The sequence below is a fragment of the Streptomyces sp. NPDC006134 genome (genome assembly GCF_040628835.1).
Taxonomy (GTDB): domain Bacteria; phylum Actinomycetota; class Actinomycetes; order Streptomycetales; family Streptomycetaceae; genus Streptomyces.
The window spans coordinates 60,306-81,932 of record NZ_JBEXTV010000024.1 but is presented as its reverse complement, the minus strand read 5'-3'; the positions used below and the strand labels follow the sequence as shown (position 1 = coordinate 81,932).

The window sequence follows — 21,627 nt, the reverse complement described above, 5'->3', positions numbered from 1 at the left end:
CCGGTCCTCACCTGGCCGCGAGGAGGGATTCCGCGGCCCGCCAGGCCATCGCCATCACCGGACCGTTGAGGTTGCCCGCGACCATCACCGGCAGGACGGACGCGTCGACCACCCGCAGGTTGTCCACGCCGCGCACCCGCAGCTCGGGGTCGGTGACGTCCTCCGGCGCGGGGCCCATGGCGCAGGTGCCGATGGCGTGGAAACCGCAGTAGCCTCCGTCGAGGGCCGACCGTACGACGTCGTCCTCGGAGTCGGACGAGACGGCCGGGCCCGGGAAGGTCTCGTGCCGGATGCGGGAGGCGATGGGGTCGGTGCCGAAGTAGTCCCGCAGCCGCCGGAACAGGTCGCCGGCCACCTTCCGGTCGTGCGCCGTGGAGAAGTACCCGGGGTCGATGTCCAAAGCGGCGTCGGGCTCGCCGGAGGTGATGGCGAGCGCACCCTCCGAGGTGGGCCGCAGCACCATCGCGCACGCCGACACTCCCGGCTCCCGCTCCACGGCCGCGGGCTTGCCCGGCGTCAGCGCGCCCAGGGACCAGGGCGCCAGCAGCACCTCGGCGTCCGGGCGTTCGGCGTCCGGGCGGGACTTGAGGAAGGCCATCACGTCGTAGGCGGGCCGGGCCAGCGGACCCTTGCGGGTCAGCAGGTAGGCGGCGCCGGTGCGGGCCTGGGCGAACGGTGTGGCCAGTTTCCGGTTGGCGCCGAGCGGGGCGTCGAGGCGGAACCGCAGGGCCAGGCAGCGGTGCTCGCGCAGCCGCGCCCCGACCAGCGGGCGGTCGAGGCGTACGTCCACGCCCGCGGCGCGCAACACCTCCGCGGGGCCGATCCCGGAGAGCTGCAGCAGCTTGGGCGTGGCGAGACTGCCGAGGCTGAGGATCACTTCGCGCCGCGCCCGGACCTCCTCGCTCGATCCGTCCGCCCCGCGCACGCGCAGCCCGGTCGCCTTGTCCCCGTCGAGGAGCACCTGGGTGACGGTGGTGTTCACGGCGACGACCAGATTGGGGCGGGAGCGGGCGGGGCGGAGGAAGGCGCGTGCCGCGCTGAACCGCCGGCCCGCCCTGATGGTGGCCATCGCGTATCCGATGCGCTCGCCGTCGTACTCGTTGACGTCGGGCACCGGCCGCAGTCCGCAGGCCTCGCCCGTGGCGATGAGTTCGTCGCACAGCGGGTCCGGATCGCGGACGGTGGAGACGTGCAGGGGGCCGCCGGTTCCCCGGGTGGGCGAGGCGCCCAGGGCGTTGTGCTCCATGGCGCGGAAGGCGGGCAGGATCGCGTCCCAGCCCCAGCCGGGGTTGCCGAGCGCCTCCAGCCCGTCCCAGTCGGCGCGGGTGCCCCGGTTGTAGACCATGCCGTTGACGGAGCTGGAGCCGCCGAGCACCTTGCCGCGCACCCACATGTCCGGGTTGCCGCCGGGGCGCAGGGGCCGGGTGCGGTAGTGCCAGGAGTAGGACGGGTCGCCGAACAGCTTCCCGACGCCCTTGGGGATCCGCAGGTAGGGGTGGCGGTCGGGCCCGCCGGCCTCCACGAGCAGCACCCGGACACCGGGGTCGCGGGAGAGCCGCTCGGCCAGCACGCAGCCCGCCGACCCGGCGCCCGCGATCACGTAGTCGTACATCTCGTGTGACTCCTTCTTCGCGGGTCGGGTGTGCTGCCGGGGAACCGGGGCGGACGCCGGCGTGGTCCCGCACTCCCCTCACCGCTGGTGGGGCGGGGTCGCGGCCGGCGCGCGGCCCCCGGCTCCCCGCGGCTCGGCCGGCCGGGTGGTCGTGGGGCTCAGGGCCGCGGCGTGTCGTCGCGGTGCACCTGGCCGCCCTTCATGACGAACGACACCCGCTCGGTGACGGAGACGTCGGCGAGCGGATCACCGGGCACGGCGATGACGTCCGCGAGCAGGCCCGGTGCCAGGCGTCCCCGGTCGTCCGCCCCGATCAGGTCGGCGGCGACCGTGGTCGCGGCGCGCAGGGCCTGCAGTGGCCGCATGCCCCGGTCCACCAGGGCGCGCAGCTCCATGGCTCCCTTGCCGTGCGGAATGGCGGGAGCATCGGTACCGAGGGCGACCTTGACACCGCGCCGGATCGCGCGGGACGTGGATGCGCGGGCGCGCGGGAAGACGTCGGCCGCCTTGGCCCTGAGGGCGGGGTCGGCGTGCTCGGTGTTCATCCCTTCGGTCAGTGAGGTGGTGGCGACCAGGAAGGTGCCGCGCTCCACCATGAGGTCCAGGGTGGCGTCGCTCGCCAGGAAGCCGTGCTCGATGCAGTCGATGCCGGCCTCGACCGCGGCCCGGATGGCGGAGTCGCCCATGCAGTGCGCGGCGACCTTCACGCCCGCCCGGTGCGCCTCGTCGACGATGGCGCGCAGTTCCTCGTCCGAGTACTGCTGTGCGCCGGCGGGGCCGGTGTGCGACATGACCCCGTTGGACGCGCACACCTTGATCACCTGTGCGCCGTACTTGATCTGGTACCGGACCGCCTTGCGCACCTCCGCCACCCCGTTGGCGATGCCCTCCTCGACGGTGAGCGGCAGCACGCCCGGTGCGAACGCCTGGAACATCGTCGGGTCGAGATGGCCTCCGGTCGGGGCGATCGCGTGCCCGGCGGGCACCACGCGCGGTCCTTCCACCCATCCGAGGTCGATGGCCTTCTTCAGCGCGACGTCGAGGAGGACGCCGCCCGTCTGCACGAACAGGCCGAGGTTGCGCACAGTGGTGTAGCCGCGTCGCAGCGTCCGCCGGGCGTTGGCCACCGCCCGCAGGGTGCGCACGGCCGGGTCCTCCTGGACCGGGATCAGCGGGCTGCGGTGATCGGGGCCGCCGAGGAAGAGGTTGACCTCCATGTCCATCAGACCCGGCATCAGGGTGACGTCGCCGAGGTCGCGCACCACGGTGCCCTCGGGGAGGCGGTCCGGCCGGCCCACCTCGGCGATGTGCTCGCCGGTGATCAGCAGCCCGCCGGGCTCGACCAGTTCGCCCTTGTCGATGTCGAGCAGGCGCGGGGCCGTCAACAGCACCGGGGGTCGCGGCTCCCTGTTCCGCGCGGCCGTCACGCGGCGCCCTCCGCGGGACCGGGAGTGGTGAACGGGGCGGTGAGGACATGGTCCATCTCGGCATCTCCGTGTCTGCTCGCTGGGCGGCGCCGCGCGGCCGGTCGACCCGAAGATAACAGTGATCTCATTTATGGAGAATACTGTTTCCATCGATTGTCCATGACCGTCATCCGCCGGCGCGCGAACGGTCACCGCTCCTCGGTCAGCACGTCCTCCAGGCTCCGCGCGGCGTGCTCCAGCGGCCCGAGCGCCAGGCCCGGTTCCCCCGCCAGGCCAAAGACCACCGCGAGGTCCTTGCGGAGGAAGGCTCCGGCACCCACGGCCGGCCCGGCGCTCCCGCCCCGGGCGGCGGACGCCGCCGAGGCGTTGCTCGCGGCACCGCCGTGGGACAGGGCCTCCCGCAGCACACCCTCCCGGAGCTACCCCTTCACCACGGGGTCCTGAGCGCAGTCGCCCCCGTTGCCGTCGCCGTGTTCGGTGTCGCCCACCAGGACGGCCATCGCGTCCCGGACGATGCTCGGGTAGCGGTCGGTGTCCGGGCCCGGGTCCACGAGCCACAGCTGGTGGACGCCTTCGACCAGGGCGAGGAAAGCCGTGGCGGCGGCCGACGCGCTGAGGCCGCTGGGCAGCCGTTCGCCGTAGCGCTCGGCCAGGCGCGCGGCGAGGTGGGCCTGCAGGGACCGGCAGCGGTCCGCCACGTAACTGCGGGCGGGTTCCTGACCGGTGACCGCCTCGGCCATCACCACGCTGTGCACGGTGGCGAACGAGGGGTGTCCCTGTTCGAAGGCGACGGCCGCCGCGAAGTCGGCGGGCAGGTCCTCGCCGGCCGGATGGTCCGCCAGGTGCTCGCGGTTCAGCTGCTCGCGGAAGTCCAGCATCTCCAGCAGCAACCGCTTCTTGCTGGGGAAGTAGTGCAGTACCCCCTGCCGGGTCAGCCCGGCTCGCTCGGCCACGGCGTCGATCGAGGCGTTCTTGAAACCGCGCTCGGCGAAGACCTCCAGGGCCGCCGCCAGGATGTCCTCCCGCCGGGCAGAACCCACGTCGTCCCCCTTCCGCCGCTGGAACCGTGCTCGCACACAGTACGCACCCGGGCGTCCCGGGCGAAGAGCCGGGAAGGGTACGTCCCGGCGCCTCGGCGGTCACCGCCCCATGGCGTCCAAGGCCGAGCGGGCCGCCTGCCGTACCGGGCCGGGCCGTCGCTCGTCCTCGGTGCCGGCGCTCTCGACGATGCTCGTGAACAGCCGTATGTCCTTCGCCAGCAGCCCGCCCGCGTGCCCGGCGATGCGCCGCAGCGTCCCGCCCGCGTCGACGACCCGTTCCAGGGCGAAGCTCGCCGCGCTGCCGCGCGGCAGGATCCGGCCCAGCCCGGCGGTGTCCAGGCCCAGCCGGCCGCCCAGTTCGAGAGCGTCCGCGGCGAGCCCCAACTGTGCGGTGAAGAGGACGTTGTTGAGCAGCTTGGCGATCTGCCCGGCACCGGTGGGACCGAGGTGGACGACGGGATCGCCGTAGGTGGCGAACAGAGGACGGCAGAAGGCGAAGACCTGGGGGTCGCCGCCCACCATGACGAGCAGGGTGCCCTGCTGCGCGGCCCGTCCGCCACCGCTGACCGGCGCGTCCAGGACCGACACCCGCTGGAAGCGGGCGCGTTCCTCCAGCCGGCGGCAGGTCTCGGGGTGGACGGTGGAGTGCACCACGAGCACCCCTCCCCTGCGCATCCCGGCGAGGACGCCGTCCGTGCCGGTGGTGAGCTGCTCGACGTCGGCGTCGTCGACGACGCACAGGCACACCACGTCGCTCGCGGCGGCCAGTTCGGCCGGTGACCCCGCGGTCTTCGCGGCGGTGTCCGCGAAGGGTTCGAGCGTGGCGGAGCGGCGTGCCCACAGTGTCGTCTCGTATCCCGCTTCGGCGATCCGCCGTGCCATCGGCGCGCCCTGACTGCCCAGTCCGATGAAACCGACCCGCATGTCGCGTCGTCCTCTCACGTCGTCTCCCGTGGCCGCCAGAAGGCGGCGAGCAAGCCGCCCGTCGCCACCACTGCCACCGCGAGCACCAGGCCGGCACCCGCCCATCCGGTCACCGCGAGGTCCGCCGCCGTGTCGACCGCGTACTCCCCCGGCCCCCACGCCCCGAGCGCCACCGCCAGGACGCCCAGGACGAGGACGTACTCGTAGCCTTCCTCGAAGACGAAGAAGCCGTGCGGGCGGTGGGCGAGCAGCCCGGCGACGAGCATCACGGACAGGACGGCCGCGCAGGCCAAGGGCGTGAACAGACCCGCGGCCAGCAGGAGTCCCGCGCCGATCTCCGTGACCACGCTCAGCCACGCCTGCAGCCGGGGACGGCGCAGGCCGAGTCCGGCGAACCAGCCCGCCGTCCCGGCGATGCCGCCACCGCCGCGCCAGTGGTTCCAGCCGTGCGCCACCATCACCACGCCCACGACGACCCGGACGAGGAGGAGGGCGGCGTCCGCGGGCTCACCCATCGCGCCGCCCCCGCTCCGAGGGCAGTGCCGGCACGCCGAGGGCGCACTCCTCGACGAAGGCCAGGACGTGCAGGTGGTAGGCGAGCGCGGTGCGGCTGACGCTGGTGTTGTGCCCGGCGCCCGCCTGCTCGTGCAGCACCAGGCGCGGCGCCGCGGTGAACAGGGACGCGAGGTCGGCCAGACCTTCCGGACCGTTGGCCCACACCTGCTCGTACTCGGCGAGTGTGAGGTGGACCGGCACCCGCACGCGCCCGGCGAGGCGGCCGAACTCCTGCTCCCAGCCTTCCCTGCGACCCTCGTACGAGGGCGAGGTGGCACCGATGCCGCGTCCGCCGTACACGTCGGGCGGGTAGGCGTGCGGCGGGTCCCACAGGGCGTCGCGCAGGTTGGGCCGGGTGCGGGTGGGATCGCGTCGCCACTCCTCCATGGCGGTGAGCACCCGCGGGTGGTGGGTCCGTCCCATGCCGGCGAGTTCCACTCCGAGCAGGCCGGCGCCGCGCGGGTCGCCGGCCATCCGCACGGTCAGCTCGCAGCCCGCGGAGTGCGCCCAGAGGAACACGCCGAGGCCGCCGTCCCGGCCTTGGAGGAAGGCGTCGACGGCGGCGAACGCGAAGTCGGTGCGCTGTTCGGGCGTCCGCATGCGTTCCTCGTGCCCGGCCGAACTGCCGTAGCCGGGGCGGTCGAGGGCGACGACGGTGAATCCGGCCGCGGCGGCGGTGCGCAGCAGCGAGAGCCTGGGGTGGCCCGGGTGGTCGAAGTAGGCGGAGGTGGTGGCGCCGCCGTGCACGGCCACGATCACGGCCCGTGGGCGGTCGGCCTCGGCGACCAGCGCGGAGGCGGGGAGGCCGTGGACGTCCACCACCTCCCGGTGGACGCCGGTGGTGAGTTCGGGTTCGGTCGAGGTCATCCGTCCGTCCTGAGCAGGAGTACGCCGCTGGGGGTGAGCCCGCCGCTGGAGACCACGGCCGTCCGCGCGCCCGCCACCTGGCGGGCGTCCGCCTCGCCGCGCAGCTGGAGCACGGCCTCGTGGAGCAGGCCCATGCCGTGGGTGCGGCCGTGGGAGAGCTGTCCGCCGTGCGGGTTGAGCGGGAGGAGGCCGTCGGGGGCGATGTTCTTGCCGCCGTCGAGGAAGTCGCGGGCCTCGCCGATGCCGCAGAAGCCGAGCGCTTCGATCCAGGACAGGCAGTTGAAGGTGAATCCGTCGTACAGCAGCGCCACGTCGACATCGGCGGGACGCAGCTCGGTGCGGGTCCACAGGTGGGCGGCCTGGCCGAGCACCTGGGGTTCGTGGGTGAGCGTGGCCTGGTCCCACTCGGGGCGTTCGACGATCTGCGTCCCGACGGCCTCGATCCGGACCGGGGGCTTGCGCAGGTCCGGTGTCGTCTCGGCGGCGGAGACGACGACGGCGGTCGCGGCGTCGCAGGGGACGTCGCAGTCGTAGAGGCCGAAGGGAGTGGTGATGGTGCGTGCCGAGAGGTAGTCGTCCATGGTCAGTGGGTCGCGGTAGATCGCGTCCGGGTGGCGGGCGGCGGCGGCACGCTGATTGAGGGCGATCCAGCCGAGGGTCTCGCGGGTGGTGCCGTAGCGGTGCATGTGCCGCTGGGCGTTCATCGCCAGCATGATCGCGGGTGAGACGGCGCCGAAGGGCTTGAACCAGCCGTCGGCGGCGCCCCCTCGGGGCAGCCGGATCCTTCCCTGGCGGACGAGTTCGGCGTGCGTGGCCTCCCACACCGTGCGGTAGCACAGCACGTGCCGGGCGAGGCCGCCGGCGACCGCGAGCATCGCGGCGATCACACAGCCGCCGGGGCCGAAGGTCTCGCCGGCCCCGTTGTGCCAGACGGGGCGGAGACCGAGGGCCGACTCCAGGGCGGTGACGCCGCCTTCGGCGAAGCCGCCGTACGCGCCGCCGCCGGGGTAGGTGGACAGGCCGTCGATGTCGTCGAGGGTGAGGCCGGCGTCGGCGACGGCCTTCTCGCACGCCTCCACGGTGAGGTGCAGGGGCGGAACCATGAGGCGGCGCCCGATGCGGGAGGCCCCGGCGCCGCTGATGACGGCCCGCTCCTCGAACCGGCGGGCCGCCGGGGCGCGGCGGACCTGGGCCCGTATCTGTCCGGGAGCCGGGTCGTCGGGTGGCAGCGGGGTGGGCTCCGGCTGGTCGGCGGCGGGACGGAAGAGCGGCAGCCAGGCGTCACCGGCCTGCTCGAAGACGACCTCCATCAACATGCCGAGGCGCAGGTCCTCGGGCGGGTGGCCGACGACGTTGGTGGTGAGGCGGACCCGGGGATCCTCTTCGAGCGCGACCTGGGCGACGACGAACGGCGTGGGCAGGCCCGGGACGGCGAAGCGGTGGTTGACGGTGAAGCCGATCAGCCGGGCGCGGCCGGAGACCTCGCGGATCTTGGTGTCACGGCCCCGGCAGTGGCGGCAGACCGGCTGCGGCGGGTGGATCAGCGCCGAGCAGGCGGTGCAGGACCGGAGGCGGAGCCGCCCGTCGCGGCCGGAGGCCCAGAAGAATGCGCTCTCCTGGTCCGGTTGCGGCAGCGGACGGGCGGTCCCCGGGTCGGACGCCGTCAACGGATCTTCGCCTCCGCCTTGCGCACCGTCACCGGCTCGGCGAGCCCCTGCTCGTCGCACGCCCGCTGGAGGGTCTCCAGCGTCTCGTCCAGGCCCGGGCCGAGCCGGCGCCCGGGCGTGAAGGTGGCGGGCAGGTGGCGCATGCCCTGGATGACGCCGATGGTCTCGTAGTGGACGGTGCCCTCGGGGTCGCACGCGAAGTCCGGGATGCGGTCCAGTACCTGGATCAGCATCCGCTTGAAGACCGTACGGGCCACGTTGGAGCCGATGCAGCGGTGGATGCCGAGGCCGAAGGCGGTGTGCCGGTTGCCGCCGCGCTCGAGGTCGACGCGGTCCGGGTCGGGGAAGACGGCCGGGTCACGGTTGGCCATCGCCCACGACAGCCACACCCGCTCGCCCTCCTTGAACTCCTTCCCGGCGATCTCGCAGTCCTCCGCGACCGTCCGCGCGTCACCGGGTGCCGGGGTGAAGTAGCGCAGGAACTCCTCGGTGGCCGTGTCGAGCAGGGTGTCGCGCTCCCGGCTGAGCCGCGTCCGCTGGTCGGGGTGCTGGGAGAGCCACTCCAGGGCGTGGGCGGTGAGCGCGGTGGTGGTGTCGAAGCCGCCGCCGATGAGCAGGGCCATGGCCCCGACCAGGTCGAGGTCGGACGGGGTCTTCCCGTCGATCTCCAGGCGGGCGAGCGCGTCGGCGAGGCCGGGGCGCGGGTGGGCGCGGACCTCGTGGAGGGTGGTGGCGATGTCCTTGAGCATCGCCATGTGGGCCTCGACCACCCGGGGCATGTCCGGGGAGTCCGGCGGGGTGTAGACGCCGGCGTGGGCCGGCTCGTTGTAGAGCTGCCACTTCTTCAGGGGCACGCCCATCATGGCGAGGGTGAAGACGGCCGGGACGATGTTGGCGAGGTCGTCGACGAAGTCGATCCGCCCGGACTCGATCTTCTCGTCGAGGCAGGCCCGGGCCACCTCGTCGATGAACGGGATCCAGCGGGCGACGGCCGCCGGGGAGAGGTAGGGGTTGAGGGCAGTGCGGTAGGCGCGCTGTTCGGGCGGGTCCATCTCCAGGAACCCGCCGCGGAAGCCCTTGCCGCGCTCCGGCGCCGGGATGCTGATGCCCTGGTAGCCGCGGCGTTCGCCGTGCACGTCGTGGTCGTTGGACAGCTTCTGCCCGGCGCGGGCGAAGGCGAGCAGCTCGCGGTTGCCGGCGGCGACCCAGTGCCCGCCGTAGGTGTCGGTCCAGGCGAGCGGGCAGCCGGCGTGGAAGGCGCGGGTCTGCTCCTCGAACCGGTCGCGGTACCCGGGGGCGTGCCGGTCGAAGTGGACGCGGGGCTGCCTGCGGGTGTCGTCGTCGTGGGGGTCGGATGCGGTCATGGTGTGCGTTCTCCTCGTGTCGGCCGCGCCCGCTTCAGAAGACGCTGATGGCTCGCTCGGGGCAGGACCGGACGGCCTCCACCACCTGGTCCTGCTGGTCGTCGGGCACCTCTTCGGAGACCGGCGAGGAGTGTCCGTCGATCTCGCTCAGTTCGAACACCTTGGGGGCGCGCATGGCGCACAGGGTGTGCCCCTGGCAGCGCTCGGGGTCGACGCGTACCTTCACGTCACTCAGCTCCCGTTCACGTTCAGGTCGGTCAGGTCAGGTCAGGTCAGGTCGGACAGGGACTTGCCGACGGAGGCGAGGGTGGCCGGCTTTCCGTAGTCGGCCTCGTACTTGTAGAGGGGGCCGTCGCAGCGGAAGGCACCCTGGTCGGGTTCGAAGTCGGCGGGCCGCCAGCCGTCGGCGGTGGCCTCCACCACCGTGAAGCAGCGGGTCGGCTGCTTCGAGGTCAGGTCGAACGGTGCCTGGAGGCCGCCGGCCGTCCAGTCGGTGTTGTTGCGGGCGTTCTCGTACACGCAGGCGCGTGTCAGCGTGGAGCAGTCCCGGGCGGCGGTGGCGAACAGCAGCCAGGCGGAGAAGGCGCGCAGAGCGGGGTAGGTGACTTCCTTGCCGGGCGCGTACTTCTCGAACAGGTCGAGGGCCTGCCGGGTCGCGGGGTTGTCGGCCGCGCTCTCCAGCGGTGCGGTGGCGAACAGTTCGGCGTAGTTGTGCTGCTTGGCCAGGGCCGTGCCCGCGAGCTTGGGGAAGGCGGGGCCGTAGGCGTTGGAGTTGGCGTCGATCCAGTCGGGCGCGTAGTCGATGCTGGTGAGGGCCTGTTCCAGTTTGGCGAGGCTGGCGAAGTCGCCGAGGAAGACCAGTCCCTTGACACCCTCCTTCTTGATCGCCTGGGCGTACGGTGTCCAGTCGGAGACGCCGGACGCCGGGTAGAGGTCGGTGTAGGAGACCTTGCCGCCGAGGCCGGCCACGGCTTCCTCGAACTGGGCGGACATGACCTTGGTCACCGGGGAGTCGCCGGCGATGACGCCGACCTTCCGCGCGGAGCCGGGGTGCTTCTCCTTCATCAGCCAGGTGTAGTAACCCGGGTACTGGAAGTAGCCCGCGCTCGGCTGTGAGGCGATGACCTGGAGGTCGGAGCCGATGGCACCGATCTGGCTGGACTGCGCGGGGAAGTTGGGCAGCAGGCAGGTCAGCCGGTCCTTGACGCCCAGGCTGTCCAGGGCGGCTCCGCCGCCGACCAGCGCGAAGTCCTCCTTGCAGGCTTCCAGTGTCCGCTGCCGGACCTCCGTGAACCGCGCGTCCCGGGTGACGGGTTCGATATGGCGGCCGTTGATGCCGCCGGCGTCGTTGCACCAGGAGGTGAAGACCTTCGCCGTGTCGACGAACTCCGACTTCTTGGTGAACCCGACGTCGGTCAGGACTCCGACCCGGATCGCGTCGTCGGTGACGCCCTGGACGGAGGACTTCCCCGCGGTGCCGGGGCCGCACACGTCTTTCAGGGTGCCGAAGTCGGACGATGCGGCCTGGGTCCGCTGCGGGGTCGGGCCGTTCTGCCGCGCGGAGTCGGTCTCGTCGTCGGACCGGGTGGAGCAGCCCGCGGCCAGCAACACCGCGAGAGCGGTGACACCGCCGGTGATCAGCCTGCGCATGGTGCCTCCTCGGCGAGCCCGGACGTCGTCGTCCGGGGGAGGTGACGGAAGATGCGGGTCAGGTGACCGCGCCGCTCGCCTTGAGGGCGAGGATGCGGTCCCAGTCGTAGCCGAGCTCGGTGAGGATCTCCTCCGTCTGCGCGGCGAATTCCGGAGCGGGTCCGAGGGTGGTGTCCTCGACGTCGAACTGGACGGGGCTGGCGACCAGTTCGAGGTCACCGGCCTGTGCGATGTACCCGTTGGCGCGGACCTGGGCGTCCGCGGCGGCCTGGACCGTGTCCTGCACGGGCGCCCAGGGTCCCTCCAGCGCGGCGAACCGCTCGGACCACTCGGCGAGCGGGCGGCCGGCGATCACCTCGCGCAGGATCTCCACCGCGTCGCCGGTGTGCGCCGCGAGGGACTCGGCGGTGGCGAACCGGGGGTCGTCGGCGAGGTCGGGGCGGCCGACGCAGTGGCACACGTTGGCCCAGAACCTCGCGGGCTGAAGCATGACGAACGAGATGTACCGGCCGTCGGCGGTGCGGTAGAGGCCGGTCAGCGGGTTGGCGGGCGAGGCGTGGGTGCTGGGGGTGACGCCCTCCCAGGCGCGGTCCAGGTGCAGGGACAGGGCGATGGAGTGGCCGAGGGCCCACAGGCCGCTGCCGAGCAGGGAGACGTCGACGACGGACGCCTCGCCGGTGCGTTCGCGGCGGAGCAGGGCCGCCGCGATGCCGCCGGCCAGGTTGGTGCCGGAGATGGTGTCGCCGTAGGCCGGTCCGGGCGCGGTGATCACGCCGTCCGTACCGGGCGGGGTGATGCTGGCGGCGGTGCCGGCCCGCGCCCAGAAGGCGGTCATGTCGTAACCGCCCCGGTCGGACTCGGCGCCGCGGGGCCCGAGGGCGCTGCCGCGGGCGTAGACGATGCGCGGGTTGACGGCCCGGATGTCGTCGACGTCTATTCCGAGCCGGGCGCGGGAGGCGGGCAGGAAGCTGGTGAGGAAGACGTCGGCGTCCCGGACCAGTTCGTGGAGGACCTCACGGCCCTCGGGGTGGGCCATGTCCAGGCCGAGGGAGCGTTTGCCCCGGTTGGCGTGGGCGACGTTGGGGTTGGGGTCGCCCTCGACCTTGAAGCTGCCGGTCTGGCGCAGTCCGCGCTGCGGGTCGCCGGTGACGGCGTGCTCGACCTTGACCACGTCGGCGCCCCAGTCGGCGAGGACGGCACCGGCCGAGGGCACGAAGCCGTACATCGCCACCTCCAGGACGCGGATCCCCTCCAGCGGCTTCATCCCCGCTCCCGCGGTGCGACGATGCGGGCGAACGCCTTCTCCTCCAGGAACTCCTCGAATCCGGACCGGCCGCTCTCCCGGCCGATGCCGGACTGCTTGTAGCCGCCGAAGGGCACGTCGGGGGCGAAGTAGTTGCCGCCGTTGATGGAGAAGGTGCCGGTGCGGATGCGCCGGGCGATCCGGACCGCGCGGTCCTCGTCGGCGCTGTGCACGGCCCCGGACAGCCCGTACCTGGAGTCGTTGGCGATCCGGACGGCGTCGTCCTCGTCGTCGTAGGGGATCACGGCGAGGACCGGGCCGAAGACCTCTTCCTGGGCGATCTCGCTCGCCGGGTCGACGCCGGCCAGCAGGGTCGGCGCGTAGAAGAAGCCGGGGTCGATGCGCTTGCCGCCGCGGACCAGGACGGCTCCGTCGTCGACGGCACGGCGGACCATGCCGTCGACCTTGTCGCGTTGCTGTTCGCTGATGAGCGGGCCCATGTTCACCTTCGGGTCGGTGGGGTCGCCGACCCGGACGCGGTCCAGTCCGGCCGCGACCATCTGCACGATCTCGTCGTGCCGGGCGCGCGGCACGAGGAGGCGGGAGGTGAGGGCGCAGCCCTGGCCCGAGTGGGAGCAGATGGTGAAGGCGGCGAACATGGCGGCCTTGGCGAGGTCGGCGTCGTCCAGGACGATCATGGCGGACTTGCCGCCGAGTTCGAGGAAGACCCGCTTCACCGATCCGGCCGCGGCGGCCATGATGCGCCGGCCCGTGGCGGTGGCGCCGGTGAAGGTGACCGCGTCGACGTCGCGGTGGGTGGTGAGCACCTCACCGGCCTTCGGGGAGGAGGAGCTGAGGACGTTGACGACGCCGGGCGGGATGTCGGTGTGCTCGGCGATCAGTTCGCCGAGGGCGAGGGTCGTGAGCGGGGTCTGCGGGGCGCCCTTGAGGACGACGGTGCAGCCGGCGGCGAGTGCGGGGGCGAGCTTGGCCAGGGCGAGCTGGTTGGGGAAGTTGTACGGCAGGATCGCGGCGACGACGCCGGCCGCTTCCTTCTCGACCCAGCGGTGGTGACGCTGTCCGCGTGACTCGACCTCGCCCAGGTCCTCGGTGAACTCGTAGGTCTCCAGCAAGTCGGCGTAGTACGGCACGATGCCGATCGGCTCGTCGAGCTGGGGGCCGTGGGTGAGCTGGCGGGGTGCGCCGGCCTCGGCGATGGTCAGTTCGCGCAGTTCCTCACGGTGCTCGTCGAGGGCCTGGTGCAGTTGGCGCAGGCAGCGCAGCCGAAGGTCCCGGTCGGTGGGCCAGCCGGTGGTGTCGAAAGCGCGGCGGGCGGCGGCGACGGCGGCCTCGGCGTCGTCGCGGGTGGCCTCGGGCGCGTGGCCGACCAGTTCGCCGTTGGCGGGGTTGTGGGAGGCGAAGGTCGTATCGGTGGTGCGGAGCTTTCCGTCGATGAGCAGGCAGCGGGTGGCGGTGGTGGTCACAGCCGCACCACCGATCCGCCGTCGACCGCGATGACCTGGCCGGTCACCCAGCTCGCCGCGTCCGACAGCAGGAAGAGGAGCAGCCCGGCCGGGTCCGCCGGCCGTCCCATGCGCTTGAGTGCCAGCGACCGCACCAGCGCCTCGCGGGCCTGCTCGGGGATGATGTCGCGGGAGCCCTCGGTGTCCGTGGGGCCGGGTGCGATGGCGTTGACGCGGATGCCCCGGTCGCCGAGTTCCGCGGCGAGGGAGGCGGTGAGGTGATTGATCCCCGCCTTGGCGAGGCCGTAGAAGCCGGTGGCCTGCCAGGCCGCGGTGGACGACTGGTTGACGATGGCCGAGCCCTCCTTCAGGTGCGGCAGGACGGCTCGTGTCATGTACAGGGCGCCGAGCAGGTTCACCTTCAGGAACCGGTCGAGGTAGGCGTGGTCGACGGTGGTGAGGCCCTCTCGGCGCATGCCCTGGAAGATCGCCGCGTTGTTGACCAGATGGTCGATGCGGCCGAACTCGCCGATCACCGTGGCGGCGAGTGCCTCGGCGGACGCCGGGTCGCCGACGTCGGTCCGCACGAAGAGCGCGTCGCCGATCTCCTTGGCGACGCGTTGTCCCTGGTCCTCGTTGAGCTCGGCGACCACCACCCGCGCGCCCTCGGCGGCCAGTGCCTTCGCGTAACCCTCGCCGATGCCCTGGCCGGCCCCGGTGACGATCGCCACCTTGTCCCTGAACCGCATCCCAGCCTCCCTGCTCGGTTGGTCGGAAACTACATTCTCAATTTCAGCGAATCAAGGTTCCGAACAAGAGAACCTGATGCCTACCCCCTCTCCCCGCTCCCTCCATGCGACGACCTGTGCAACTCCCGCGCCCGACGCGGGACTTCCCGTCGAAGCCGCGATGAGAATATGGTTCTCACATACGGAAGGGGTGTTTTCATGATCCGATCGAAGGCCTTGAGCGCGTCGCTCGGGGTGGAGTTCACCGGCGTGACGGACCCGCTCGACGACGCCTTCGTCCACCGGGCGGCCGAGGCGCTGACGCGGCGCGGAGTCCTCCTCGTGCGAGGGCTGCACCTCGACGACGAGCAACGGTCCGCCTTCAGCCGCACGCTCGGCGACGACCCCGACGAGAGCCGCGCCCTGCTCGACCGGACCACCCGGGAGCGGTTCCGCCACGCCCACGACCGGGAGGTCGGCGACCTCGCGGTCCGGGACTACACCGGCATCCCGCACCGGGCACTGCCCTACGACGAGAATGCGGAGCGGCTGCTGCACCGCACGACCGTCGTCGGTGACGAGGCGTTCGCATGAGCGCCCCGTCGAAACGGACGGCCGTCGTCACCGGGGGCGCCTCCGGCATCGGCCGGGCGATCGCCCGGCGGCTCGCCGCCGACGGCCTCGATGTGGCCGTGTTCGACATCGCGCCGGCCGAGGAGGGCCATGCGCTGACCGTGGACATCACCGACCGTGCGCAGGTGGACAAGGCGATGGACGCGGTGCGCGACCGCTACGGACCGGTCTCCGTACTGGTCAACGCCGCGGGCAAGGACGGCTTCACCCGGTTCGCGAAACTGTCCTTCCAGGAGTGGCAGCGCGTCGTGGACATCAACCTCAACGGGGTGTACCACTGCGTGCAGTCCGCGCTGCCGGACATGTGGGAGGGGCGCTGGGGGCGGATCGTCAACATCTCCTCGTCCAGCACCCATTCCGGCCAGCCGTTCATGGCCCACTACGTCGCCGCCAAGTCGGCGGTCAACGGACTGACCAAGTCCCTCGCCCTGGAGCTGGGCCCCCGGGGCATCACCGTCAACGCCGTCCCGCCCGGTTTCATCGACACCCCGATGCTGCGCACGGCCGAGCGGGAGCAGCGGCTCGGCGGCACCATCGAGGACCACATCGCGCGCACCCCGGTACGCCGTGTGGGCCGACCGGAGGACATCGCGGCGACGTGCTCCTTCCTGGTGAGTGAGGAAGCGGGCTACATCACGGGCCAGATCATCGGCGTGAACGGAGGACGCAACACATGACGAGGCTGCGTCCCGTGCCGTACGAGGAGTGGGACGCCGAGGCGCTGCGTCCGCTGACGGGCGGGCGGGCCGTGCCCCCCTCGAACGTCCTCGGTCTGTTGCTCCGCCATCCGGCGCTGGCCAAGTCGTTCCTCACCTTCTCCGCCCATCTGCTGGTCCGCAACTCGCTGCCGGAGAAGACCCGCGAGCTGGCGATCCTGAGAGTGGCGTGGCGCCGCCGGTGCCCCTACGAATGGGAGCAGCACGTGCTCATCGGCCGCCGGGCCGGCGTGACCGAGGAGGAGTTCGAGGACGTGCGCGCGGGCGCCGGCACGCTGGTGAACCGGGCCGTCGACGAACTGGAGACCTCGTCCACCCTCTCCGACGGCACCTACGCGGAGCTGGCGCAACAGCTGGACGAACGGCAGTTGCTGGACTTCGTGTTCACCGTGGGCGCGTACGGCATGCTCGCCGCGGCGCTGAACACCTTCGAGGTGGAGCCCGATCCCGTGCCCGGCAGTGGCTGACGCCGCTGCCGGACGACCACACGTCCGGCACGGACACCCGCGAGCGACCGGCAGACCGGGCCCGTACCGGAGCCGTCCCGGCTCCGGTACGGGCCCGCTTCCCCCGGCCGTGTGGTCCTCAGCTCTGCTTGATCCGCTGCTTCATCTCGTCCAGGCGGGTCAGGATCGGGAAGCCGCCCACGCTCAGCGCGTTGCCGTGGCCGGTCTGGTGGATGTCGAAGACGGACTGGAGTGCCGCGTAGAAGCCCTGGACGTCCAGCGTCTGGTTGACGGCCCGTTTGGCCTGCCGCAGTCCGAAGGGCGGCATCTTCGCGATCCGCGCCGCCAGCTCGCGGACCGTGTCGTCCAGGGCGTCGAGCGGGACGACCTTGTTCACCATGCCCGCCTGCTCCGCCTCACGGGCGGTCAGCGGCCGGCCGGTGAACAGGATTTCTTTGGCCTTGCGCGGACCCAGCTCCCAGGTGTGCCCGTGGTACTCCACCCCGCCGATTCCCATGTGCACCACCGGGTCGGAGAACTCGGCGTTCTCGGCCGCCACGATCAGGTCGCACGGCCAGCACAGCATCAGTCCGGCGGCGATGCACTTGCCCTGCACGGCCGCGATGGTGGGTTTCGGGAGGTTCCGCCACTTCAGCGCGTACTCCAGGTAGCGGCGCGTCTCCGCGTCGTAGATCCACTCCAGGGTGATCTCGCCGGGGGCGGGCCAGCGGTCCTTCAGGTCGTGCCCGGCCGAGAAGTGCCGCCCGTTGGCCCGCAGGACGACCACGCGTACCTCCTCGTCGGCGGCCGCGCGGGTGAAGGCGGCGTCCAGGTCGTCGAGGAGGGCCATGGTCTGCGCGTTGGCGGCCTCGGGACGGTTCAGGGTGATGACGGCGACGCCGCCTTCGGTGTCGTACAGGATCTGGTCCATGACCGGCGTCCTAACGCGGTAGGCCGAGGATGCGCTCGGCGATGATGTTGCGCTGGATCTCGCTGGTACCGCCCGCGATGGTGCCGGCGAAGCTGCGCGCGTACCGCTCGAACCAGCTGGAGACGAAGACCTCGTGGTGCATGTGGTGGTACGGGCCGGTGCGGGCGGGGTGTGGCAGTGCGTCGGCTCCGCGCGCCTCCAGGGCGTGCAGGGAGGCCGTCTGGACGGCCTCGGAACCGAGCAGCTTGAGGACGGAGATCTCGGCGGGGTCGCGGTCCGGGCCGAGCTGGCGGTACCCGAGCAGCCTCAGCGCCGTCAGGTCCATGAGGACGGTGGCGTACCACTCCTGGCCGGCGCCGACGTCGGCCGCGTCCCGCACCAGGTCCTCCAGGCGCTCGGCGTACGACAGCCACAGCAGCGTGCGTTCGTGCCCGAGCGAGCCGTTCGCCACCCGCCACCCCTCGTTGAGCGGCCCGACCAAATTCTCGCGCGGGACACGGACATCGGTGAGGAAAACCTCGTTGAAGTCGAGGTCGTCCTCGGCGCTGATCGAGCCGAAGGGCCGGCAAACGACGCCGTCGGCGGCGGTCGGGACGAGCAGCGCGCTGAGCCCATGGTGCTTGGGGGCGTCGGGATCGGTGCGTACGAAGGTGAGCAGTACGTCGGCGTTGTGGGCGCCGGACGTCCAGATCTTCTGCCCGTTCACCGTGAAGGTGTCTCCGTCGAGGACGGCGCGGGTGCGCAGGGAGGCGAGGTCGGAACCCGCCTCGGGTTCGCTCATGCCGAGTGCGGCGGTGATCTCGGCGCGCAGGATCGGCACGGCCCAGCGCCGCTTCTGCTCCTCGGTGCCGAAGGTGAGCAGGGAGGCTGCGATGATGCCGAGCCCCTGCGGATTGAAGCTGTGGTAGATCCGGCGGCGGGCCAGTTCCTCCAGATGGGCGAGTTGCTGGGGCAGGGTGGCGTTCCGGCCGCCGTACTCGGGCGGCTGGCCGGGCAGCAGCCAGCCGTGCTCGAAGAGGGTGCGCTGCCAGCGGCGGGCCCAGTCGGGGACGTGGGCGCTGGAGCGGGAGCGTTCCCGGGCCTCCGCCTCGGTGGGCAGGTGCGCGTCGAGGAACGCGGCGAACCGGGCGCGGAACTCCTCCACCTCGGGGTCGTCGGCGAGCTTCATGCGGTCAGCAGGGCCTTCCTGTGGGCGGACGCGGTGCCGAGCAGCAAGTCGCAGGCTTGGGCCCGCTTCAGGTGGAACTGCACCTCGTTCTCCCAGGTGAAGCCCATGGCGCCGAACAGTTGCAGGCCGTGGCGGAACACCAGGCGCTGGCACTCCCCCGCCGCCGCCTTGGCCATGTGCGCGGCCCGGGCGCGGCGCGGGTCGTCCTCGGCGATCGTGAGCGCCGAGAAGTGGGCGAGGGCGCGGGCGCGCTCCACGGCCACGTGCATGTCGGCCGCCTTGTGCTTCACGGCCTGGAACGAGCCGAGGGGCCGGCCGAACTGGATGCGCTGCTTCACGTGCGCGAGGACCAGGTCGAGGATGCGGCGGCAGGCGCCGACCGCGGTGGCGGCGAGGCCGGTCAGGGCGAGGTGGGGGACGCCGGCGGTGAGCGGACCGGCGTCGACGTGCGCCACGTGCAGGTGCGGGTCGAGGACCCCGATCCGCTCGGCGGCGAGGCCCGCCCCGGGGACGACGGTGACACCGTCGGGCGTGAGCAGGGCGATCTCGTCGGCGCGGTCGGCGTCGAGGACGTACCGTCCGGTGCCGTCGAAGACGGCCGTTCCGCTGCCCTCGGGCAGCCGGCCGGTCAACGGCAGGAACCAGGTGGCGGTGGCCAGGAACGGCGTCGGATCGGCCGCGTACCCGAGTTCCTCCAGGATGAGGACCAGTTCCAGCGGAGGCGCTTCGAGCCAGCCCAGGCTCCGGTAGGTGTCCCACTGCCGCTCCTCGGGCTGCGACCGCACCTTCGCGACCGTCTCCCGTACCGCACGACGCAGCATCCGCTGCTCCTCGTCCAGTTCGAACTCCACGCCCGGCCTCCGCTCTCCCGCGGTCTTGGTCTGTGGCAGGAACCGCGGCGAGAATATCATTCTCGATACATGAAAGTAAGAGTCTCGTTTCGCGCGGAGGGCGATTCGGTAGGGCGAGCGCCACCGCTTTTCACATATGTGGAGTACCGTTCTACCCATGAGTGTCGTCCCCGCCGAACCGGTCGAGTCTCCTGAGCCCGCGTGGCGGCAGCGTGCCGTCGAGCGCTCCACCCGGGCAGCGAAGCTGCGCGCCGAGCAGCGCGTGCAGCGCTTCCTGGACGCGGCGCAGGAACTGATCGCCGACAAGGGCACCACCGACTTCACCGTCCAGGAGGTCGTGGAGCGGTCCCGCCAGTCGCTGCGCAGCTTCTACCAGCACTTCGACGGCAAGCACGAGCTGCTGCTCGCCCTCTTCGAGGACGCCCTGTCGAGGTCGGCCACCGAGATGCGGGAGAAGCTCTCGACCGTGACGGGTCCGCTGGAGCGGCTCGAAGTGGCGGTGGGCCTGCTGTACGAGTCCTCCACACCGCGTGAGGGACAACAGTCCCCGCTGTTCACCGACTTCGCCATCCAGCTGCTGGTCAGCCATCCGGACCAGGTGGCCACCGCCCACCTGCCGCTGCTGGCCCTCTTCACGGAACTGGTGGAGGACGCGGTCGAGGCCGGCCAGGCCGTCGCTCCCCGCCCCCGCCGCACCGCGTCCCTGATCATGCAGACGGCGATGTTCACGGCCCAGGCACCCGCCGCCCCGGTCGGTGCGCAGCCCTCCCGGATCGGCGCCGAGGACGTGTGGGCGTTCTGCCTGGGCGGCATCCGCGGGGCAGCCCCGGCCGCCCCCGAGGGCTCAGCCACGTCCGCCTCGCCCAAGAAGGCGACCGCGGCCAGGAAGTCCACGACCGCCAGGAGGACGGCGACGAAGAAGGCGGCCGCCGCGAAGACCGCCGCCGCGAAGGGTTCGTCCCGCTCCACGGCCTGACCCCACCGCCGTACACCTCGAAGGGCCCACGTACCGCGCGGGCCCTTCTCGCACGTTGCTCCCTCCGCCCGGCCACTCGGCAGCCACGGACGGTTGACGCCCGCATCGGTCTGACCTTTGATATGTTTCACACATCAGCAACCGGCAGAGGGGGTCCCCCGCCGTGGATTTCGAGCTGACCGAGGACCAGGAGACGATCCGCAAGGCCGTCGCCGATCTGCTGCGCGACTTCGACGACCGGTACTGGATGGAGAAGGACCGCGATCACGCCTTCCCCGAGGAGTTCTACGCCGCCGTGGCCGACGGGGGCTGGCTGGGCATCACCGTCCCGGAGGAGTACGGCGGCCACGGCCTCGGCATCACCGAGGCCACCCTTCTGCTGGAGGAGGTGGCCCGTTCCGGGGGCGGGATGAACGCGGCCAGCGCCATCCATCTGTCCGTCTTCGGCATGCACCCGGTGGTGGTGCACGGCTCCGACGAGCTGAAACGCCGGACACTCCCCCGCATCGCCGACGGCGACCTGCACGTGTGCTTCGGTGTGACCGAGCCCGGTGCGGGCCTGGACACGACACGCATCACCACGTACGCCCGGCGGGACAAAGACCACTACGTCGTCAGCGGGCGCAAGGTGTGGATCTCCAAGGCGGTGGAGTCGGAGAAGATCCTGCTGCTGACCCGCACCTCTCGGCGCGAAGAGGTCACGAAGCCGACGGACGGGATGACCCTGTTCCTCACCGACCTCGACCGCGACCACGTCGACATCCGCCCCATCGCGAAGATGGGGCGCAACGCTGTCACCTCGAACGAGCTGTTCATCGACGAACTGCGCGTCCCCGTACGGGACCGGGTCGGCGAGGAGGGCCAGGGGTTCCGCTATCTGCTCGACGGCCTCAACCCCGAGCGGATGCTGATCGCCGCCGAGGCCCTGGGCATCGGCAGGGTGGCCCTGGACCGGGCGGTGGCCTACGGCCGGGAACGCGAGGTGTTCGGCCGCCCCATCGGCATGAACCAGGGCATCCAGTTCCCGCTCGCCGACTCGCTCGCCCGGCTCGACGCCGCGGAGCTGGTGCTGCGCAAGGCCACCTGGCTCTACGACCGGGGCCGGCCCTGCGGGCGGGAGGCCAACACCGCCAAGTACCTCTGCGCCGACGCGGGGTTCACGGCCGCGGACCGCGCCCTGCAGACCCACGGCGGGATGGGCTACTCCGAGGAGTACCCGGTGGCCCGCTTCTTCCGCGAGGCCCGGCTGATGCGGATCGCGCCGGTCAGCCAGGAGATGGTCCTCAACTACCTGGGGTCCCACACCCTGGGCCTGCCACGCAGCTACTGACCCTCCCATGGACGACACAGACGACCAGGAGCCAGG

At 72.0% G+C, this 21,627-nt stretch carries 22 protein-coding genes; 5 read left to right on the top strand and 17 right to left on the bottom strand.

Annotated elements, in window-relative coordinates; translation table 11 throughout:
* Nucleotides 1–7: 7 nt before the first annotated feature.
* From ABZ340_RS17965 to ABZ340_RS17900, 14 genes are all read right to left on the bottom strand, one after another.
* Complete coding sequence (locus tag ABZ340_RS17965) at nucleotides 8–1,612, bottom strand: GMC family oxidoreductase N-terminal domain-containing protein (protein ID WP_358782727.1); 1,605 nt, start codon at nucleotides 1,610–1,612, stop codon at nucleotides 8–10.
* A 158-nt stretch (nucleotides 1,613–1,770) separates the two neighbouring features.
* Complete coding sequence (locus ABZ340_RS17960; protein ID WP_358782726.1) at nucleotides 1,771–3,003, bottom strand: amidohydrolase family protein; 1,233 nt, start codon at nucleotides 3,001–3,003, stop codon at nucleotides 1,771–1,773.
* 224 nt (nucleotides 3,004–3,227) lie between these two features.
* Nucleotides 3,228–3,446, bottom strand: coding sequence for a hypothetical protein (locus ABZ340_RS17955; protein ID WP_358782725.1), 219 nt, complete (start codon nucleotides 3,444–3,446; stop codon nucleotides 3,228–3,230).
* A 12-nt stretch (nucleotides 3,447–3,458) separates the two neighbouring features.
* Nucleotides 3,459–4,079 (bottom strand): TetR/AcrR family transcriptional regulator, encoded by a 621-nt coding sequence (locus ABZ340_RS17950; RefSeq protein WP_358782724.1) that lies wholly within the window; start codon nucleotides 4,077–4,079, stop codon nucleotides 3,459–3,461.
* A gap of 99 nt (nucleotides 4,080–4,178) precedes the next feature.
* Nucleotides 4,179–5,021, bottom strand: coding sequence for an NAD(P)-dependent oxidoreductase (locus ABZ340_RS17945; RefSeq protein WP_358782723.1), 843 nt, complete (start codon nucleotides 5,019–5,021; stop codon nucleotides 4,179–4,181).
* Nucleotides 5,018–5,518: a DoxX family protein gene (locus tag ABZ340_RS17940; protein WP_358782722.1), complete on the bottom strand. Its 501-nt coding sequence runs from the start codon at nucleotides 5,516–5,518 to the stop codon at nucleotides 5,018–5,020. Before ABZ340_RS17940 ends, ABZ340_RS17945 begins: the two co-directional genes overlap by 4 nt.
* A complete protein-coding gene (locus tag ABZ340_RS17935) occupies nucleotides 5,511–6,425 on the bottom strand; it encodes an alpha/beta fold hydrolase (RefSeq protein ID WP_358782721.1) in 915 nt (304 codons plus the stop codon). The genes ABZ340_RS17940 and ABZ340_RS17935 overlap by 8 nt, the downstream gene beginning before the upstream one ends.
* Nucleotides 6,422–8,092 (bottom strand): OB-fold domain-containing protein, encoded by a 1,671-nt coding sequence (locus ABZ340_RS17930; protein WP_358782720.1) that lies wholly within the window; start codon nucleotides 8,090–8,092, stop codon nucleotides 6,422–6,424. The genes ABZ340_RS17935 and ABZ340_RS17930 overlap by 4 nt, the downstream gene beginning before the upstream one ends.
* The gene (locus ABZ340_RS17925; protein WP_358782719.1) at nucleotides 8,089–9,456 is read right to left on the bottom strand and encodes a cytochrome P450; all 1,368 of its coding nucleotides are present in this window, start codon (nucleotides 9,454–9,456) and stop codon (nucleotides 8,089–8,091) included. The genes ABZ340_RS17930 and ABZ340_RS17925 overlap by 4 nt, the downstream gene beginning before the upstream one ends.
* 34 nt (nucleotides 9,457–9,490) lie before the next feature.
* Nucleotides 9,491–9,682, bottom strand: coding sequence for a ferredoxin (locus ABZ340_RS17920; protein WP_358782718.1), 192 nt, complete (start codon nucleotides 9,680–9,682; stop codon nucleotides 9,491–9,493).
* Between the two features lie 41 nt (nucleotides 9,683–9,723).
* Nucleotides 9,724–11,106, bottom strand: coding sequence for an ABC transporter substrate-binding protein (locus tag ABZ340_RS17915; protein WP_358782717.1), 1,383 nt, complete (start codon nucleotides 11,104–11,106; stop codon nucleotides 9,724–9,726).
* Nucleotides 11,107–11,164: 58 nt separating this feature from the next.
* On the bottom strand, nucleotides 11,165–12,370 hold the full coding sequence (locus ABZ340_RS17910) for a CoA transferase (protein WP_358782716.1): 1,206 nt from the start codon (nucleotides 12,368–12,370) through the stop codon (nucleotides 11,165–11,167).
* Nucleotides 12,367–13,833, bottom strand: a complete 1,467-nt coding sequence (locus ABZ340_RS17905; protein WP_358782715.1) for an aldehyde dehydrogenase family protein — start codon at nucleotides 13,831–13,833, stop codon at nucleotides 12,367–12,369. Before ABZ340_RS17905 ends, ABZ340_RS17910 begins: the two co-directional genes overlap by 4 nt.
* Nucleotides 13,830–14,561: an SDR family oxidoreductase gene (locus ABZ340_RS17900; RefSeq protein WP_358782714.1), complete on the bottom strand. Its 732-nt coding sequence runs from the start codon at nucleotides 14,559–14,561 to the stop codon at nucleotides 13,830–13,832. The genes ABZ340_RS17905 and ABZ340_RS17900 overlap by 4 nt, the downstream gene beginning before the upstream one ends.
* A 198-nt stretch (nucleotides 14,562–14,759) precedes the next feature.
* On the opposite strand from ABZ340_RS17900, the gene ABZ340_RS17895 reads away from it, so the two are divergent.
* Genes ABZ340_RS17895 through ABZ340_RS17885 form a run of 3 tightly spaced genes read left to right on the top strand, consistent with a single transcriptional unit; the run spans nucleotide 14,760 to nucleotide 16,356 of the window.
* The gene (locus tag ABZ340_RS17895; RefSeq protein WP_358782713.1) at nucleotides 14,760–15,134 is read left to right on the top strand and encodes a hypothetical protein; all 375 of its coding nucleotides are present in this window, start codon (nucleotides 14,760–14,762) and stop codon (nucleotides 15,132–15,134) included.
* Nucleotides 15,131–15,850: an SDR family NAD(P)-dependent oxidoreductase gene (locus tag ABZ340_RS17890; RefSeq protein ID WP_358782712.1), complete on the top strand. Its 720-nt coding sequence runs from the start codon at nucleotides 15,131–15,133 to the stop codon at nucleotides 15,848–15,850. The genes ABZ340_RS17895 and ABZ340_RS17890 overlap by 4 nt, the downstream gene beginning before the upstream one ends.
* Nucleotides 15,847–16,356, top strand: a complete 510-nt coding sequence (locus tag ABZ340_RS17885) for a carboxymuconolactone decarboxylase family protein (RefSeq protein WP_358782711.1) — start codon at nucleotides 15,847–15,849, stop codon at nucleotides 16,354–16,356. Before ABZ340_RS17890 ends, ABZ340_RS17885 begins: the two co-directional genes overlap by 4 nt.
* Nucleotides 16,357–16,474: 118 nt before the next feature.
* Here the strand turns inward: ABZ340_RS17885 and ABZ340_RS17880 are convergent, their stop codons facing one another.
* From ABZ340_RS17880 to ABZ340_RS17870, 3 genes are read right to left on the bottom strand one after another with little or no spacing between them, the layout of a single operon-like run.
* Nucleotides 16,475–17,266, bottom strand: coding sequence for an enoyl-CoA hydratase (locus tag ABZ340_RS17880; protein WP_358782710.1), 792 nt, complete (start codon nucleotides 17,264–17,266; stop codon nucleotides 16,475–16,477).
* A 10-nt stretch (nucleotides 17,267–17,276) separates the two neighbouring features.
* Nucleotides 17,277–18,434: an acyl-CoA dehydrogenase family protein gene (locus ABZ340_RS17875; protein WP_358782709.1), complete on the bottom strand. Its 1,158-nt coding sequence runs from the start codon at nucleotides 18,432–18,434 to the stop codon at nucleotides 17,277–17,279.
* Nucleotides 18,431–19,285, bottom strand: a complete 855-nt coding sequence (locus ABZ340_RS17870; protein ID WP_358782708.1) for an acyl-CoA dehydrogenase family protein — start codon at nucleotides 19,283–19,285, stop codon at nucleotides 18,431–18,433. Before ABZ340_RS17870 ends, ABZ340_RS17875 begins: the two co-directional genes overlap by 4 nt.
* A 157-nt stretch (nucleotides 19,286–19,442) precedes the next feature.
* Between ABZ340_RS17870 and ABZ340_RS17865 the strand changes: the two genes are divergently transcribed.
* Together ABZ340_RS17865 and ABZ340_RS17860 are read left to right on the top strand one after the other, a co-directional pair.
* Nucleotides 19,443–20,261 carry a TetR/AcrR family transcriptional regulator gene (locus tag ABZ340_RS17865; RefSeq protein WP_358782707.1) on the top strand — a complete coding sequence of 273 codons (819 nt, stop codon included), beginning with the start codon at nucleotides 19,443–19,445 and terminating at the stop codon, nucleotides 20,259–20,261.
* Between the two features lie 163 nt (nucleotides 20,262–20,424).
* The gene (locus ABZ340_RS17860; protein ID WP_358782706.1) at nucleotides 20,425–21,591 is read left to right on the top strand and encodes an acyl-CoA dehydrogenase family protein; all 1,167 of its coding nucleotides are present in this window, start codon (nucleotides 20,425–20,427) and stop codon (nucleotides 21,589–21,591) included.
* Nucleotides 21,592–21,627: the final 36 nt, after the last annotated feature.